This window comes from Rhizobium sp. WW_1 (assembly GCF_003610155.1).
Taxonomy (GTDB): domain Bacteria; phylum Pseudomonadota; class Alphaproteobacteria; order Rhizobiales; family Rhizobiaceae; genus Rhizobium; species Rhizobium tropici_A.
Map to the genome: position 1 here is coordinate 500,088 of NZ_RAIN01000005.1, position 16,127 is coordinate 516,214.

Sequence of the window (16,127 nt, forward strand, 5' to 3'; positions counted from 1 at the left end):
ACGTCAGGTATTGTCATTTCTGGTCAACAGATCAAACGCCGCCGCACCAGTCAATATGCGATCGGGCATGCAATTCGTTATGTCACAAGGGAAGCCTGCAAGCTCTACCAAAGACCGGGCATCAGCCGAAACCTGATGCGCTTGGCATAGTCGGAGTAGCCCTCAAGTCCGGCTTGAAGCAGCGCATCTTCCCAGCTTGTGCGCAGGATCAGGAGCGCGCTTGCCCAGGCGGCCGGGATCAGTGCCCACCAGGAGCCGAGCGACAGGGCCAGCCCGGCAAACACCAGGATCGCGCTGACATAGCCGGGGTGGCGTACATAGGCATAAGGGCCATTGCTGATGACGTGCTGGCCGCGTTCGCGCTGCAAGCGCACGCCGGGCTCGAAGAAGCGATTGACGGCTTGAGCCCAGGTGCCGAGCGCGATGCCGGCTGCGAGCAGGATATAGCCGAGGATCATGACGGGAACCGGCATCATCGACCACGCCATTCTGCCGGCGTCGAACGTTGCAATCGGTATTTCGGCAACCATTCCGAGGCACATGAGCGAGACGAGGACGATGTCCCAGCGTTTGGTACCGGCCTGGAAACGGTTGCGGGCCCTGAAGATAATCGGGTTCACGCGCCGTATGACCCCGATCGCGATCGAGTAGCTGACGACGAGGAAAGCGATGAAGATCCAGCCGGGCAGCCAGTCAAGGCGACCGGCCGGCAGAAATACGAGCACAAGCAGCGTGAGGGGAATACCGATCCCATAGGAGATGACGGCTGCACGAGGCAGCGGCTCTGGTTCGGTAACGGTCATTGCGCAGGCTCCTTGCAGGACGGATATGCGATGCGGCTGGCGGCAGTTCCCACCTTTTCGCGTCGCGCGGCCGCGCCTCGATGTCCATAGTGTGATCCCAACATGGCAAGTTCTTGGCGACAGCGCTCGCAACGTATCTGATTTTGGGGATCGTCGGCCACTTAGCTGAGGCGGATGAAACAAAGCCGCGAATTATGCTGATATCTTGGATTTGTGCTGCATAGGCCATCGCAACGGACGGATAGGCCAATTCGATGCCTTGACATCGAAGGTACCGGGTTTAGACCGGCCTGAATGTCATATTGCTCCTGCCCCCTGGAGATCTCATGAAATTCCTGGCTTCCTTTTCCGCCTTCGTCGGCAAGACTTTTTCCATATGGGTCATCCTGTTTGCCGTGCTCGGCTTTTTCCTGCCCGATGTCTTCAAGCAGTTCGCGCCCTGGATCGTCGTGCTTCTCGGCATCATCATGTTCGGCATGGGGCTGACTATCTCCATAGACGACTTTCGCGAGCTGGCGCGCCGTCCTCATGAGGTCGCGATCGGCGTCATCGCGCATTTTGGTATCATGCCGGCGTTGGCACTGCTGTTGACGAGGATCATTCCCATGCCGCCGGAAGTCGCCGCCGGCGTCATTCTGGTAGGCTGCTGCCCGGGGGGCACGTCGAGCAACGTCATGACCTATCTTGCGCGTGGCGACGTGGCGCTGTCGGTTGCCTGCACGAGCGTGACGACGCTTGCAGCGCCGATCGTCACGCCATTCCTCGTCTGGATGTTCGCAAGCCAATATCTGCCAGTTAATGCCTGGTCGATGTTCATCAGCATCGTGCAAGTCATCATCGTGCCGCTGCTGCTCGGCTTTATTGCCCAGAAAGCCGTGCCCAGCCTGGTGCGCGCGGCCATCCCGGTACTGCCGCTTGTCAGCGTCGTCGGCATCGTCCTTATTGTTGCGGCGGTCGTTGGTGCGTCGAAGGCGGCCATCGTTCAGTCAGGCCTGTTGATTTTCGTCGTGGTCGTGCTGCACAACGGTCTCGGCTACCTGTTCGGCTATTATGCGTCGAAGGTGCTTGGGCTCAACCTCTACAAGCGCAAGGCGCTGGCGATCGAAGTCGGCATGCAGAATTCAGGGCTTGGTGCTGCGCTCGCAACCGCCTATTTCTCGCCGATCGCTGCCGTTCCCAGCGCGATCTTTTCCGTCTGGCACAATATTTCCGGTGCGACCCTGGCGAACTGGTTCGCCTCGCGCGAGGACGCGGACGCACCGCCTCGCGTCTGACCGGGATAGGAGTTGAGCGGATAGAGCAGGCGCGGCTTCAGGCCGCGCCCATCCGCATCTGCCGGGCTGCATCCACATGCACAAGCGCCTCAGCCGCCTCGATGATGGCGTGCGTGTCGATGCCGAAATGGGCATAGAGATCGGCGATCGTGCCGGTCTGGCCGAAATGCTCGACGCCGAGCGATACGGTTCTATGGCCATGGACGGAACCGAGCCAGCCGAGCGTTGCCGGATGCCCGTCGGTCACGGTAATCAGGCTTGCGGTCCGCGAAACCGCAGCCAGCAAGGTTTCCACATGGCTCGACGCGGCGACATGGCCATGCCGGCGCGCACGCTGCGCCGCTGTCCAGCCGGCATTCAGCCGATCGGCCGAGGTGACCGCGAGCACGGCGATGTCACCATGGGCTTCGGCGAGTTGGCCGGCCGCCATCAGTACTTCCGGGGCGACGCAGCCCTGATAGGCGAGAACGATGCGTGTACGGGCAGAGGGCCGACGCAGCCAATAGGCTCCGTCGATCACGCCTTGACGGAAGGCTGGATCTTCCCGCCGGAGGGCGATCTGCTCCAGCGGCCGGGTGGTCAGGCGGAGATAGATCGACCCGCCTGTCTCGTCGCGCAGCCAGGTTCGCTCATCATGTCTTGTCTCGCCATCGCGCTGCATATAGTCGAAGGACCAATCCATGATGACGGAGAGTTCGTCGAGGAAGGCCGGCTCGAAGCTTGCAAGACCATCCTGGCTCATGCCGATGAGTTGCGATCCGATCGACTGATGCGCACCGCCCTCCGGAGCGAGCGTCACGCCGGACGGCGTGCCGACGATCATGAAACGGGCATCCTGATAGCAGGCATAGTTCAAGGCATCGAGACCGCGGGCGACGAAGGGATCGTAGACGGTGCCGATCGGCAGCAGTCGCTCTCCGAACAACGAATGGGACAGGCCAGCCGCACCGAGCAGCAGGAAGAGGTTCATTTCAGCGATGCCGAGTTCGAGATGCTGGCCGGCCGGCCCGAACTCCCACTTCTGCGTAGACGGGACGCGTTCGTCGCGGAACGTATCGGCGAGTTGCTCGCGTGCGAACAAGCCACGGCGATTGACCCATGGCCCGAGATTGGTCGAGACGGTGACATCGGGCGCGGTCGTGACGATGCGTGCCGAAAGGGCGTCGTCACGCTGGGCAAGGGCGTCGAGGATCTTGCCGAAGCCGGCTTGCGTCGACAGTTCGCGGTCTTCGAGGAAAATCGGGCCGGAGGAGGGAAGCGCGGCAGATCTGAAGCGTCGTCTGCCCTCGGCAAAGAACGGCACGGTCGCAATGAAGCGGCGCACCTCGTTTGGCGATCGAATCGCGCCGAAAGTCTCCCATTCTTCGCCTTGGCTGACGCCGATGCGCTTCTGGAAGGCCTCCATCTGCGCCTTGGTCATCAAGCCGGCATGGTTGTCCTTGTGCCCGGCAAGCGGCGTACCCCAGCCCTTGATCGTATAGGCCAGGAAGACCGTCGGCCGGTCGTGATCGACGCTCCCGAAGGTGTCGATCAGCGTCTCCAGGCAATGGCCGCCGAGGTTGTTCATGAGATCCGAGAGCTGCTCGTCGCCGCGGGCCGCAAGAAGATCGCCAACACCCGGTTCCCCGCCGATTTCCTCGGCCAGCCGCTTGCGCCAGGCACTGCCGCCCTGGAAGGTCAGCGCGGAATAGAGCTGGTTCGGACACCGGTCAATCCAGTCGCGCAATGCCTCGCCGCCAGGCTCGCGAAAAGCAGCCTGCTGAAGCGCACCGTATTTCAGCACCTTCACATCCCAGCCGAAGGCAGTGAATATCTTTTCGATGCGCTGCCACAATCCTTCGCGAATGACGCCGTCAAGGCTCTGCCTGTTATAGTCGATCACCCACCAGGTGTTGCGCAGATCGTGTTTCCAACCCTCTTGCAGGCATTCGTAGACATTGCCCTCGTCAAGCTCGGCGTCGCCGACCAGCGCGACCATGCGTCCGATCGGACGGGCCTGCGACCACGGTTTTGCGGCGATGTAGTCCTGAATGATTGACGCAAAGGCGGTGACCGCGACACCAAGCCCGACCGAGCCCGTGGAAAAATCGACGTCGTCTACATCCTTGGTCCGGCTCGGATAAGACTGCGCCCCGCCGAAGCCACGGAAGTTTTCCAGCTTCTCCCTCGTCTGGTTGCCCATCATATATTGGATGCCGTGGAAGACGGGCGAGGCATGCGGTTTGACGGCGACGCGGTCTTCAGGCCGCAGGACGTGGAAGTAGAGCGCGGTCATGATTGATGCGAGCGAGGCAGACGAGGCCTGATGGCCACCGACCTTGACCTCTCCCTTCGAGCGTAGATGGTTGGCATTGTGGATCATCCAGCAGGCATGCCAAAGGACCTGCCGCTCCAGATCCTTCAGATGGGCCAGTGTTGCCGGCGTCGGGGCCTGCGCACTCATCGTCGTCTCTCCTCCATATCCTCTTGGCGAAATGCTACACCCGGATCTGAGGTAAAACTGGTCTCAGTTGACCTGAATTTGATGAAATGCGAAACGTTCTTTCGAAAATTACCATTTTATCGGTTTGTCATGCCTATTTCCAGACTTCACCTCGATGCAGCCTCCATCAGGATTCTCGATCTCCTGCAGCAGAATTCCGAAATGAGCATTTCGGATCTTGCCGAAGCGACTGGGCTTTCGGCTTCGCCTTGTTGGCGACGGGTCAACGAACTCAAGGAAAGCGGCCTCATCAAAGGCGCGGTGGCCCTGGTCGATGCGCAGTCGCTCGGGCTTGCCGTGAATGTCTTCGTGCAGGTCTCCCTGAAGCAGCAGGACCGGGAATCGCTCGACGTGTTCAATGCCGCCATCAAGACCAAGCCGGAAATCGTCGAGTGCTATCTGATGACGGGCGAGGCCGACTACATGCTACGGGTGGTGGTGGAGGACCTGATGAAATTCCAGGCACTGGTGGTGGATTTCCTGACCCGCATTCCTGGGGTCGCCAATATCCGCTCGAGCTTCGCCCTCAGCCAGATCAAATACACGACCGCGCTGCCGACCGACCACCTGAAGTCGAGAGGCTGACGGCGAACCCTGTCGCACACGGCGTTCAGCTCAGATTCTTCGCAACCGCGCAATAGACCGGCTTATCCGTCCACCCGGCAAGCCGGGTGACAGTAAGCGCGATAGCTGGCAGCCGTCCTCGGGCGTCAAGGCGTATGGATGCGCTGTCGCAGCGGACAAGGTCCAATTGTCCGGCCAGATCCGGTTCGTCCACCCCATCGAAGATGCCGCGGCCGGTCACCTTCAATGCGGCTTCCTTGGCGACCCAAAGGCGATAGCACATCTCCAACGCCGTCGCGCTATCGAATGCAGCCAAAGCGGCCGCTTCCTTCGGAGAGAAATGATCGGTAGCAAAGGCGATCGGATCGAGGCCACTGGTATCCTCGATCTCGATATCAACACCGACCGCGCCATCGGGCGCAAAGGCCGCCAGCAGCAGATCGGCACGATGCGAAAGCGAAACGCCCAACTCGTGATAGGGAGGACCCAACACCGGTCGGTCGGTTGGCCGGCGACGGATGGAAAGATCGTCACGCTGCGCGGCACGTCTCAGCGCAGCTTCTGCGGCTTCATCTCGCTCATGGCGTCCGCCCGGTGCCGGGCGGACAAGGATGGCGATCGCATTGGCAACCGTCAGGACGACCTCGGATCGAGCGGCCGTCATGCCGCTGCTCACGCGGCGGCGGAGGGCAGGGCCTCTTTTTGGACGACCGGAGCGGCTTCCGCTTCGACTTGCACGGCCTGGGCGGGTGCGCCGACCCACGATGTGCCCGCCGGAATGGCTTCGCCCTTCATGACAAGGGTCAGCAGCCCGATCTCGGCGAAATCACCGACATTGGCTTCGTAGAGCACCGTGCTGCCCGAGCCGACAGATACACCCTTTCCGATCTTGATGCGGCCGACCTTCATGATGCGGTCCTCGTAGAGATGGGTCTGCGGGCAGGAACCCATGTTGATAACCGCATGGTCGCCGATGCTGGTGCAATCGAACTCGCAGATGTCGGTGCTGTTGATCCACGTCCCCTGGCCGATCTTGGCGCCGAAGGGGCGGAGCAGCCAGGGCAGGAACGGCGTGCCGCGCAGATAGTCGAGCAGCATCTTGCTGGCGAGGCCGCCGTAGAAGACCGCCACAGCCTCCGTGCGCATGGACCACCAGGACCACATCGGCCGGTTCATCGGCTTGTAGGTGCCGATCAGGGTCCATTTGAATGCGACGGCAACCAGATAGAGGATGCCCGAAGTTGCCAGACCCGCAGCCATCAGCGTCCAGAACAGGCTGCCCCAGGCGCCGTTGTCGATCTCTCCCGCCATCATGTCGGACATGAAGAGCGCCATGACGATGAGGATGGCTGTTGGCAGCGAGGTATGCATAGCTTCGAATACAATGCGCACAAGGCGCATGCGCAGAGGCGGTGCATAGGTGGCGCTCGCAGCTGCCTGCAATCTTTCGCGTGTCGGCAACTGGAACGCCGGGCTGCCGCACCACGTTTCGCCTGCCTTGACATGCATGGAATCGGGCAGGCGCGTCTTGATGCCGACGAGTGAATCGCTCTCGATCACGGCACCCTGCGAAATCACGGAGGAATTGCCGAAGAAGCAGCGATCCCCGGTCTTCAGGCGCTTGAGCACCATCCAGCCGTTCTGGATTTCTTCGTCGCCGAAAATCGTCTCGTCGCCGATGAAATTGTCACGGCCCATTTCGATGAGGTCGTAACGGCCGGCGAAATTGGCCGAAATCTCCGTGCCCTTGCCGATCTTGGCGCCCATCAGGCGGTACCAGTTGCGCATGAAGACGGTGGCATACAGCGAGTTCAAGGTTTCCAGCATGGCCTCGGTCGTCAGGCCGACGACCCACTTGCGGAAATAGAGGTTACCGAAGATGGAGTAGCGACCCGGTACCACACGGGGCAGCAGCACCCATCTAAGCGCGACGACCACAGCCATCGACACGACGATCAACAGGAAGGCGGCCGGCCAGGAAAGTGCTGCGATCATTCCCCAGGACAGCGCTTCGTCGGTGCCGGGCGCGTAAATCTGCTGCACTGCGGTGAAGAGGTAAAAGGCCGGGAAGATCGGCAAAAGGCCGACGACGAGGCTGAGATTATAGGCGACGAAATAGGCGGCGAACTGGAAGATGCGGCCGACGGTTCCAAGCTCCGGATGCGCGGGCATGACCTCGTGTTCCGCATGGCCCGTCTGGCGAGCGGGCGAGCCATCCCAGCACGTGTGAGCCTCGACATGGGTGCCTGCGGCAAGGGCCGTCAGATCGCCGATGATCGCGCCGTCGCCGATCGTGACATTGTGGCCGATGACGGTGCCATTGCCGATCTGTACGCCTTCGCCGATATCGATCGTGCCGACATGGATCTGATTGCCGATGACCTCGACATTGGCGAGTTTCACCTTGACACCCAGGCTGGATCTTGCGCCGACACGGACCAGGTCGATCGCACCTTCCTCGAATTCGTCGATCATCGCATCCTTGCCGACCTTGGCGCCGAGCGCGCGCATGTAGACGCGGATGAGCGGCGACCCCTTAAGGAATTTCGGCGCGGTGAGCTGAACGATGCGCTGCATCAGCCAGATGCGGAAATAATATGTGCCCCACAGCGGATAGACGCCGGGCCGTGTGCGGCCGATGACCAGCCATTTGAGGGCGACGACAACGAGCTTCTCGCCGAGATTGAGGGCGAGATAGACGCCGCCGAGAATGAGTATCTCATTCCAGACCGACGCGCCGTCATCGATCAGCAGGATCGAGGCGAGCAGCAGGCCGATCCATTGCAACGTCGCGAGCGCGACGATGAAAGGCAGCACCACGGCCTGGGCCAGGCCGCAGAAGAAGCGCCGGCGCCACGGAACAGGTTCGAAATTCTTGCGCTCCGGCGCGGAAGTGCGCTCCGTGCGCTGCTCCAGGATTGCCGCAATGCCACGCAACGTGCGGCCTGCATAGACGTCGCGCAGGGCGATGCCCGCAAGCAGCGGGATCTTGCGGACTTCGGAAACAAACCGTGCCGCCAGCATGGAGTGACCGCCGAGTTCGGTGAAGAAGTCAGCTTCGAAATTGATCGAACGCAGGCGAAGGGCCTCGGTTGCCGCCTTGAGCAGCTGCGCTTCTGTCCAGGTGCGCGGCGCTTCCTGGGCTTGTGTCGATTGATCCGCCACCAGCGGGATTGCGGCAAGCGTCTTGCGATCGATCTTGCCCGAGGGGAGACGCGGCAGCGACACATGGCTATGCCAAGCGGCAGGCACCATATAGGGCGGCAGCTTGGCCGCCAACACGGCACGGGCCTTGTCCCGATCGAAGCTGTTGCCCGTTGTGACGACATGGGCGACGAGCATCTCTTCGCCATCCGGCGGCCGATGCACCACCACGGAGGCGGCCTTCACATCCGCAAGCTCGCCGACGACAGTCTCAATCTCGCCGAGTTCGATGCGGTAGCCGCGGATCTTGACCTGGTCGTCGATACGACCGAGGAAATGCAGCTGGCCCTCTTCGTCCATTAGCACGGCGTCGCCGCTGCGATAGAGTACCGGATCGTCATGGGCCGCGAAGCGGTTGGCGATAAACTTGTCCGCCGTCAGCTGAGGCAGATTTCTGTAGCCGGCGGCAACGCCCGGTCCGCCGATCAGCAACTCGCCCGTGTCGCCGCGCGCGACGAGCTGAAGATTTTCGTCGACGACATAAGCCGTCGTGTTGGCAATCGGGCAGCCGATCGTAATTGGCCTCGAAGGGTCGAGTTCGGCATAGGTCGCAACCACCGTCGTCTCGGTGGGACCATAGGTGTTGATCAGGTGCCGGCCCGGCTTGGAGAAGCGGCTGACGATCGCGGGCGGGCAGGCTTCGCCGCCGACGATGATGACGCGCAGGCTTTCGACGTCGCGCTCGAGCATGGTGAGCAGGGTCGGCACGGTGTCGATGACCGTGATCTTTTCTGCTTCCAGCACATCGGCGAGCCTGTCGAGCTCGGCCATGACGGCAGACGTCGCTACCTTCAGCGTCGCGCCGACCAGATAGGGAACGAATATCTCTTCGAGCGAAAGATCGAAGGCAACCGAGGCCTGCTGAAGAACGACGTCCGATTCGACCATGCCAAGAACGTCGTTACCTGCCCGCAGATAATGGCAGATGTTCCGATGCGTGATGACAATGCCCTTCGGCTTGCCCGTGGAGCCGGAGGTGTAGATGGCATAGGCGGGATCGTCGCAGGTGGCGGCGCGCGGCGCAACGCCATTGCCATCTTCTGCAAGCAGCGTCTTGAGAATGAGCGTCTGGCCGTCGAAAGCAGGTGCAAGCGCGGCCTTCTCGTCATGCGTCAGCAGCCATTTGGCGCCGCAATCGGCAAGGCTGATGGCAACGCGGTCAGAAGGGGCGGCGGCATCGAAGGGGATGTAGGCGGCACCTGCCTTGAGGATCGCAAGAAGCGCGACATGAAGTTCGAGCGAACGCTGGAACCACAGGCCGACGAAATCGCCCGGGCCAATACCGCGGCGGGTAAGCGCCTGCGCAGCCTCGTCAGACAACCGGTCGAGTTCGGCGTAGCTCATCGCCTCCGCCGTTCCGATCAGGGTCAACGCCGTCTTCTCGGGGCAGCGAGCAGCTGTCGCCTTGAATATGTCCACGAGGGTTTCATTGCGGACAAACTCAGGCCGAACGCCGCCTGAGAAAACCGAGAGGCTGGCATTTGGGGTAATCGACGAAATCTGGATAGTCATGATAACTTCTGCGGAACGAAACTCGGCACAATCAGCGTGCCATCTGTCAACGCTTATACACCTTTTAATTTGCAGCTCTCTTACGGGCATTGTCAGGGAATTGTAATGTTGTGAAAGCTATGTTGCATTGGCGTGGGACACGGCCTGCGTGCAATCTCGAAAGAAGGATTTATATCGTTGCGCATATTCGGGCGAAGAGCCGGCTGGCCCCGCCGGTTGTCCGTTCTCTTGGTGGCGGCTTTGCTAAGCGCGCCAGGCGTGGAGGCATCAACTCGCTCGCACAGCAATATCCTGATCGAGGATGCCGGCAGCTTGCGGCCACTGCGGGAAATCTATGCTGTCGTCGCACGCGAAATGCCTGGAAGGGTGCTGCGAATCAAGCGGGTTCGCCGGGCAGGGCGCCAGGCCTATGCCGTGCGCGTATTGAAGCCGGACGGTAAACGTGGTGACATAGTGCTCGACGGTGCAACACTCGCCGTGATCGAGAGACGCTGAGAATGCGCATTCTTATTGCTGAGGACGAGCCCAGTATTGTGGCGGACATGCGCCGTTGCCTGGAGGATCAGCATTATGTTGTCTCGACCGTGAGCAACGGCGAGGAAGCTTGGTATCGCGGCGATATCGAGCATTTCGATCTTGTCATCCTGGATCTGGGGCTTCCGAAGCTGGATGGCCTGACGGTGTTGCGACGCTGGCGTGCCGAGCGTCGCGGTATGCCGGTCATCATATTGACCGCGCGTGACGGCTGGCGCGACAAGGTCGACGGCATGGATGCCGGCGCCGATGACTATCTGACCAAACCCTTCCGCATGGAGGAGCTTCTGGCGCGTGTACGTGCCCTGATGCGCCGTGCCGCCGGGCAGTCCTCGCCGATCCTCTCGAACGGCGTGCTGGAGCTCGACACGCGCCAGCGTACGGTTTCGTTTCGCGGGCAACCGGTGCAGGTGACGGCGCTGGAATATCGGCTTCTTGCCTATCTCATGCACAATGCCGGCACCGTGCTTTCCCGGACACAGATCGCCGACAGCATCTACGACGAAGAGACGGAGCTTCTGTCGAACGCGCTTGAGGTCGTCGTCGCACGCCTCAGGCGCAAGTTCGATGGCACGGTCATCGAGACGCGGCGTGGCCAGGGTTATATCATCCCGCGTGAGGCGCCGCCGTCATGACGCCGTTTTCGCTGCGAGGACGGTTGCTGCTGGGGTCTGCGGTAGCGATCATCGTCGCAACCTTTCTTGCGGGCGTCGGCATCAATGCCATTTCCGGACTGGCGGTCAGGGCTCTTGCCCTCTCCGAGATAGACGAGGAGCTGCGCGTGCTGCTCGCCGCGGTCGATATCAACTCGTCCAACCAGCTCTTTCTCGATGATACGCCAAGCGATTCCCGTTTCGGTATCCCGAATGGTGGATTTTATTGGCAGATTGGCCGCAACGGCAATGTAGAGTTGCGTTCGCAATCGCTCTGGGAGCAAAATCTGCCCTGGCTTCGCGCTCGTCCGCGCGATGCCGGCCGGGCGACGGATATGAAGGGGCCAAACGGCGGCCATCTTCTTGCCGTCGAACGCTCCATTTCCATTCCCTCGGCCACGGGCGATCAGATCGTCGATATCTTGATGGCGCTCGACAATCGCGAGCTCGCACCGGCGCGCTGGCGCTTCTTCTATGCCATGGCGCCGTCGCTCGGCGTGCTTTCGGCTGCCTTGATCGTGGCGGTGGTCGCCTTCCTTAGATACGGGCTGCGGCCGTTGAACGACCTGCGCGCGGCTTTGATGGCGGTGCAGGAGCGATCGGCACGCAAGATCACCGGTCAGTTTCCGCGGGAGGTCCAGCCGCTTGTGGACGATCTGAACGGCCTGCTTGCGTCGCGTGAGACGCAGTTGACGCAGGCGCGCGCGCGCGCCGGCGATCTCGCGCATGGCCTAAAGACGCCGCTCGCAGCCCTTGAGGCGACCGCGCGCATATTGTCGGAAGAGGGCATGTCGGAGCGGGCCGCGGCGATCCAGACGGAGGTCAGCCGGATGGAAGCGCAGATCAAGCGAACGCTGGCGCAGACCCGCGCGAGCCTGGCGGCCGCCCATACGGTCGGTGTCATGGACGCAAGCGCCGATCTGCAGAAGATCATCTCGGTCATGCGGCGCTTGTCGAGCGAGCGCAAGATCGATTTCGAACTCGTCGCGCCGCCCGAGATGTGGCTGGCGATCGACGAGGCTGATTTTGCCGACATCACCGGCAACCTGATCGACAATGCCAGGAAATGGACCGCCGGCAAGGTCAAGGTTCGCCTGTCGCAGCTCGCCGAGCAAGAGGGCGTGGAGTTGCGCATCGATGACGATGGTCCCGGCCTGCCCGAGGATGCGGAGATGGCCTTCATCCGTCGCGGCCGGCGGCTGGACGAAAGCATCGCCGGGACTGGATTCGGTCTGGCGATCGCCAAGGATCTGGTCGAAGCCTATGACGGCAAGCTGACGCTTGCCCGCTCGAGCCTCGGCGGACTGTGTGTCACCGTCAACCTGCCGGCGCGGCTGGTGAAGGACAAGCAGGCGGCGCTGGAAAGCTAGTCGAGCGCTTTTCCGGTGGGAGAGACAGCCCATCGCCTCATTCGGCCAGAACACAACTCCAGGAACCATGCGCAGAGTGTGCTTCGCCGCCCGCCTCTTCTGCTTGCGCAATTTCGGCGGGCGGGTCTTTCTCGATCTTTTCCGCCTTAGGCGGCACGACGCGTGCGTGGCGCTTGGATCGCCGGCTCGGCAATGCGAAACTGTGCGAGCAGCTCATTCAATGTCGCAGCTTCCGATGCGAGGCCATGACTTGCCGCCGTCTGTTCCTCGACCATGGCGGCGTTCTGTTGCGTGCCCTGATCCATCGTGTTGACGGCGGTGTTGATTTCCTGCAGGCCGGTCGATTGTTCACGCGAGGCCCGCACGATCGCTTCGATGTTGCTGTTGATCTCCTGGACGTCGCGGACGATCACCTCAAGCGCTTCGCCCGTCTGGTTGACGAGGGTGACGCCGCTCTTGACCTGCTCGCCAGACGCGGTGATCAGCGATTTGATCTCCTTGGCCGCCTGCGCCGAACGCTGGGCGAGCTCGCGGACTTCCTGGGCGACCACGGCAAAGCCCTTACCGGCTTCGCCGGCGCGAGCCGCCTCGACGCCGGCATTGAGCGCCAGCAGGTTGGTCTGGAAGGCAATGTCGTCGATGACACCGATGATGTTGGAGATTTCGCCAGAAGATTTTTCGATCATGTTCATCGCGCCGACGGCCTTTTCGACGATCTCGCCGGATTTTTCCGCGCCGCTTCGAGCCCGGGTGACGAGCTGCCCGACTTCCTCGGCCCGGCGGACACTGTCCTTGACCGTGGTGGTGATTTCTTCCAGGGCTGCTGCGGTCTCTTCGACCGAGGCAGCCTGTTGCTCGGTGCGTCGCGCGAGGTTGTCGGCGGCAGCGCGGATTTCTCCCGCGCCGGTGTCGATTGCCCTGGCATTTCGTCCAACTGTCGTCATGGCGTCATTCAGCCTTGCGACGGACGTATTGAAGTCGTTGCGCAGACGATCGAGATCGCCAACAAAGGGGGCGGTGATGCGGTGAACCAGATCACCGTTTGCAAGACGGCCCAGGCCATCTGCGAGCGCGTGCACGGCGGAAGCGATCTGTTCTTCCTCGCTGGCCTTGAGGGTTTCGCGCTCACGCCGTTCCTGTTCGCTGAGCAGGCGCGTGTCTTCGGCCTCCTTCGCAAGCCGGCCGCGCTGGATCATATTATCTCGGAAGACGGCAACGGCCGCAGCCATGCGACCGAGCTCGTCCTTGCGGTCGGTTCCGGGGATCTCGGCCGAGACATCACCGCCGGCAAGCCTGCCCATGACGCTCGTCATCTGCAGGACCGGCCGGAGTACCAGCCTCGACAGCAGCGCTGCCAGCACGACGATCAGCGCGATGACTCCGACGAGGGTCGCAATCGCTGCAGCGATGCGGAATTTCACGATCCCGGCGAATGCCATGTCGCGGTCTATCTCTACGCCCAGATACCAATCCGTACGGGGCAGACCCTCAATGGGCAGGAAACTGACGAGAACGGGCTTGCCGTTGAAAGTCGTCTCGGAAATGGCCGAGCCGATGACGGGTGTCGCTTGCGGGAAGACGTCGGCGAGCTTCTTGGTGACCAGCTGCTGATCTTGATGGACCAAAATGGTCCCGTCGTTCTTCACCAGGAATGCCGAACCCTTGCCGCCCATCGTGACCGATTTGATCATGGAAATGAGCGAGCCGAGCGAGAAATCGCTTGCCGCGACGCCGAACAGCTTGCCGTCGCGCTTGACCGGCATGGCGGCGCTGATGACGACGTTGCCCGTCGAGGCGTCGTTGTAGGGATCGGTCAGGACCAGCTTGTCGGCCTTTACGGCATCCTTGTACCAGGGCCGCTTGCGCGGATCGTAGTCCGCCGGAAGCGGCTGGTTGGGAACGCTGGTAAAGACGCCCTGCTCATCGCCGACATAGGTGGACATGAACTCACGCAGCAGCACGGGATTGTCGAAAGCGCTGCTGATGGCCGCCGGATTTCCGACCTTGGCGGCGGCATTTGCGGCAAGCTCCGTCAGCATGACGCGGGCGCCCAGCCAGTTCGAAATGCTCTGGGAGGCCTGAAGGCCTGAGGATTCGATCTCTCCTTTGATCGCGTCTCGGGCCAAGCCGCGCTGAAGGCTGTCAATATAAACTGAAAAACCACAGAGGGCGGCGATGACGACCAGGGACGCCACCACCAAGATTTTCGTCATCAAATTGAAACGGGTCTGCACGGGATCGGTCCTTGAAAGTGATCCAACGTGTCGATGGTTGAAAAGCCGACGCGCCGGATGGGACAAACGTCATGGTCATTCCAGCAAATGCCGTCATGGCGCCGCGCATGTCTTAATGAGACATGCGCTCAGATATGATCGAGAAGCGTTAAGTTGCCTTTAATCATGATCCGTCACGACCCATGGCGATGAGGTTTTGCAAGGGATCGGGCAACTGGGATGCGTGTCACCGGTCGTACGCACGATAGCATTAAGTCTCAACTTGCAATCGCCTTCACGTATCTCTCCATCGAGCGTTCCACCACGCGGTTGCCATCGGTCTCGATCGTGCGGCCGGGAAACGCGCCGTAGATCGCGTCGAACCGATGGGGCCGAACCGCGTCCGATATTGCTTTCACGGCCCTGGCGTCGAGGGGGATGAGGTTGGGATAGCTGCGCATGAAGCTGACGAACTTGCGATCCATCGTCACCTGCATGGTATCGCCGACGAAGAGGGCGCCGCGGCCATCTTCGAGCCAGGGACAATGAAGCACGGAACTGCCTTCAAAATGACCGCCGCATCGGATCATGGTTGCCTCGCCGATCGACAGCGTCTCACCCGCCCACAGGCGCAAGGAATCGCCGGGTCTCTGTACCCATTCGGCATCGTCGGCATGGATATGGATCGGTACGTCGCCGCAGGTCGCGCTCCATTCGAGCATCGATGAGTAGAAATGGGGATGCGAAATGGCGATCGCACTTAAGCCGCCCATTGCGGCAATTCGGGCCTGGCTTGCCTCGTCGATAAGGCTGAGGCAGTCCCAGAGGATGTTGCCATCTGGCCCTTCGATCAGAAGGGCGCGTTGGCCGATGCCGAAGTAGGGTGAAATCTGCAGGCTATGGACACCCTTTGCCTCCTCATTCCAGACGACGGCATGCGTTTTGCCGAGAATTGCCATTTCGGTCCATTCCTGTCCTGATCGGGGCACGAATTGACGGTCATCCTCACAGATCGGGCAGCTTGACGGCGGCTCGCCGCGTTCGCCGAACTGGGTGCCGCATGTGATACAGATAGAACATACCATCCCGAAATCCTCGTAAGTCTGTCTTTGCAGTCCGCGGGCTCGCCGCGCGGCTATATGACCTTATATGTTATATTAGGCATTGGTCGGATGGATCAAAGCGAATTGGTGTCGTCGCGAGCAGAAAAGCGTCGTTCTCTGACCAGTTTTTTCGGTTGGAAAGAATATTCTTAGAGAATAATGACAGAATCAATAATTGGATATTATATTGATTTTACGTCATAAATTTATTTCTTATCTCGTTTTATGACAATCGGGCCTTGCAAAAGGCCGAAAGGCAGTAAAACATAGTCGGTTAATGAAATTTTAGCTGATGATGATATTGCTGTCCGGCGCATGTCCGGGCATCGCAGGCATATGGAGGACCATCATGGCGCTTATTTTCGGCCTCGTCGCTCTGGCCGGCCACATCGCCCTTTTGCTTTGGGGCACGCGC

At 61.0% G+C, this 16,127-nt stretch carries 11 protein-coding genes; 5 read left to right on the forward strand and 6 right to left on the reverse strand.

What is annotated here, in order from left to right; genetic code table 11:
* Positions 1-104 precede the first annotated feature (104 nt).
* Positions 105-803, reverse strand: a complete 699-nt coding sequence (locus BJ928_RS18015) for an isoprenylcysteine carboxylmethyltransferase family protein (protein WP_047635369.1) — start codon at positions 801-803, stop codon at positions 105-107.
* Positions 804-1,129: 326 nt separating this feature from the next.
* Between BJ928_RS18015 and BJ928_RS18020 the strand changes: the two genes are divergently transcribed.
* Positions 1,130-2,077: a bile acid:sodium symporter family protein gene (locus BJ928_RS18020; RefSeq protein WP_047635370.1), complete on the forward strand. Its 948-nt coding sequence runs from the start codon at positions 1,130-1,132 to the stop codon at positions 2,075-2,077.
* A gap of 37 nt (positions 2,078-2,114) precedes the next feature.
* On the opposite strand, the gene BJ928_RS18025 is transcribed toward BJ928_RS18020, so the two are convergent.
* Positions 2,115-4,520 carry a transketolase gene (locus BJ928_RS18025; RefSeq protein WP_047635372.1) on the reverse strand — a complete coding sequence of 802 codons (2,406 nt, stop codon included), beginning with the start codon at positions 4,518-4,520 and terminating at the stop codon, positions 2,115-2,117.
* A gap of 129 nt (positions 4,521-4,649) precedes the next feature.
* Here BJ928_RS18025 and BJ928_RS18030 point away from each other — a divergent pair, with 129 nt between their 5' ends.
* Positions 4,650-5,144 (forward strand): Lrp/AsnC family transcriptional regulator, encoded by a 495-nt coding sequence (locus BJ928_RS18030; RefSeq protein ID WP_047635374.1) that lies wholly within the window; start codon positions 4,650-4,652, stop codon positions 5,142-5,144.
* A gap of 25 nt (positions 5,145-5,169) precedes the next feature.
* Here the strand turns inward: BJ928_RS18030 and BJ928_RS18035 are convergent, their stop codons facing one another.
* Together BJ928_RS18035 and BJ928_RS18040 are read right to left on the reverse strand one after the other, a co-directional pair.
* Positions 5,170-5,787 (reverse strand): 4'-phosphopantetheinyl transferase superfamily protein, encoded by a 618-nt coding sequence (locus BJ928_RS18035; RefSeq protein WP_052227901.1) that lies wholly within the window; start codon positions 5,785-5,787, stop codon positions 5,170-5,172.
* Positions 5,788-5,795: 8 nt separating this feature from the next.
* Positions 5,796-9,839: a Pls/PosA family non-ribosomal peptide synthetase gene (locus tag BJ928_RS18040; protein ID WP_047635376.1), complete on the reverse strand. Its 4,044-nt coding sequence runs from the start codon at positions 9,837-9,839 to the stop codon at positions 5,796-5,798.
* Between the two features lie 258 nt (positions 9,840-10,097).
* Between BJ928_RS18040 and BJ928_RS18045 the strand changes: the two genes are divergently transcribed.
* Genes BJ928_RS18045 through BJ928_RS18055 form a run of 3 tightly spaced genes read left to right on the forward strand, consistent with a single transcriptional unit; the run spans position 10,098 to position 12,396 of the window.
* A complete protein-coding gene (locus BJ928_RS18045) occupies positions 10,098-10,334 on the forward strand; it encodes a hypothetical protein (protein WP_082011975.1) in 237 nt (78 codons plus the stop codon).
* 2 nt (positions 10,335-10,336) lie between these two features.
* Positions 10,337-11,008: a response regulator transcription factor gene (locus BJ928_RS18050; RefSeq protein WP_015342375.1), complete on the forward strand. Its 672-nt coding sequence runs from the start codon at positions 10,337-10,339 to the stop codon at positions 11,006-11,008.
* Positions 11,005-12,396, forward strand: a complete 1,392-nt coding sequence (locus tag BJ928_RS18055) for a HAMP domain-containing sensor histidine kinase (protein WP_047635379.1) — start codon at positions 11,005-11,007, stop codon at positions 12,394-12,396. Before BJ928_RS18050 ends, BJ928_RS18055 begins: the two co-directional genes overlap by 4 nt.
* 146 nt (positions 12,397-12,542) lie before the next feature.
* Here the strand turns inward: BJ928_RS18055 and BJ928_RS18060 are convergent, their stop codons facing one another.
* Positions 12,543-14,609, reverse strand: a complete 2,067-nt coding sequence (locus BJ928_RS18060) for a methyl-accepting chemotaxis protein (RefSeq protein WP_047635402.1) — start codon at positions 14,607-14,609, stop codon at positions 12,543-12,545.
* 278 nt (positions 14,610-14,887) lie between these two features.
* Positions 14,888-15,694, reverse strand: a complete 807-nt coding sequence (locus tag BJ928_RS18065) for an MBL fold metallo-hydrolase (protein ID WP_047635381.1) — start codon at positions 15,692-15,694, stop codon at positions 14,888-14,890.
* Positions 15,695-16,127: the final 433 nt, after the last annotated feature.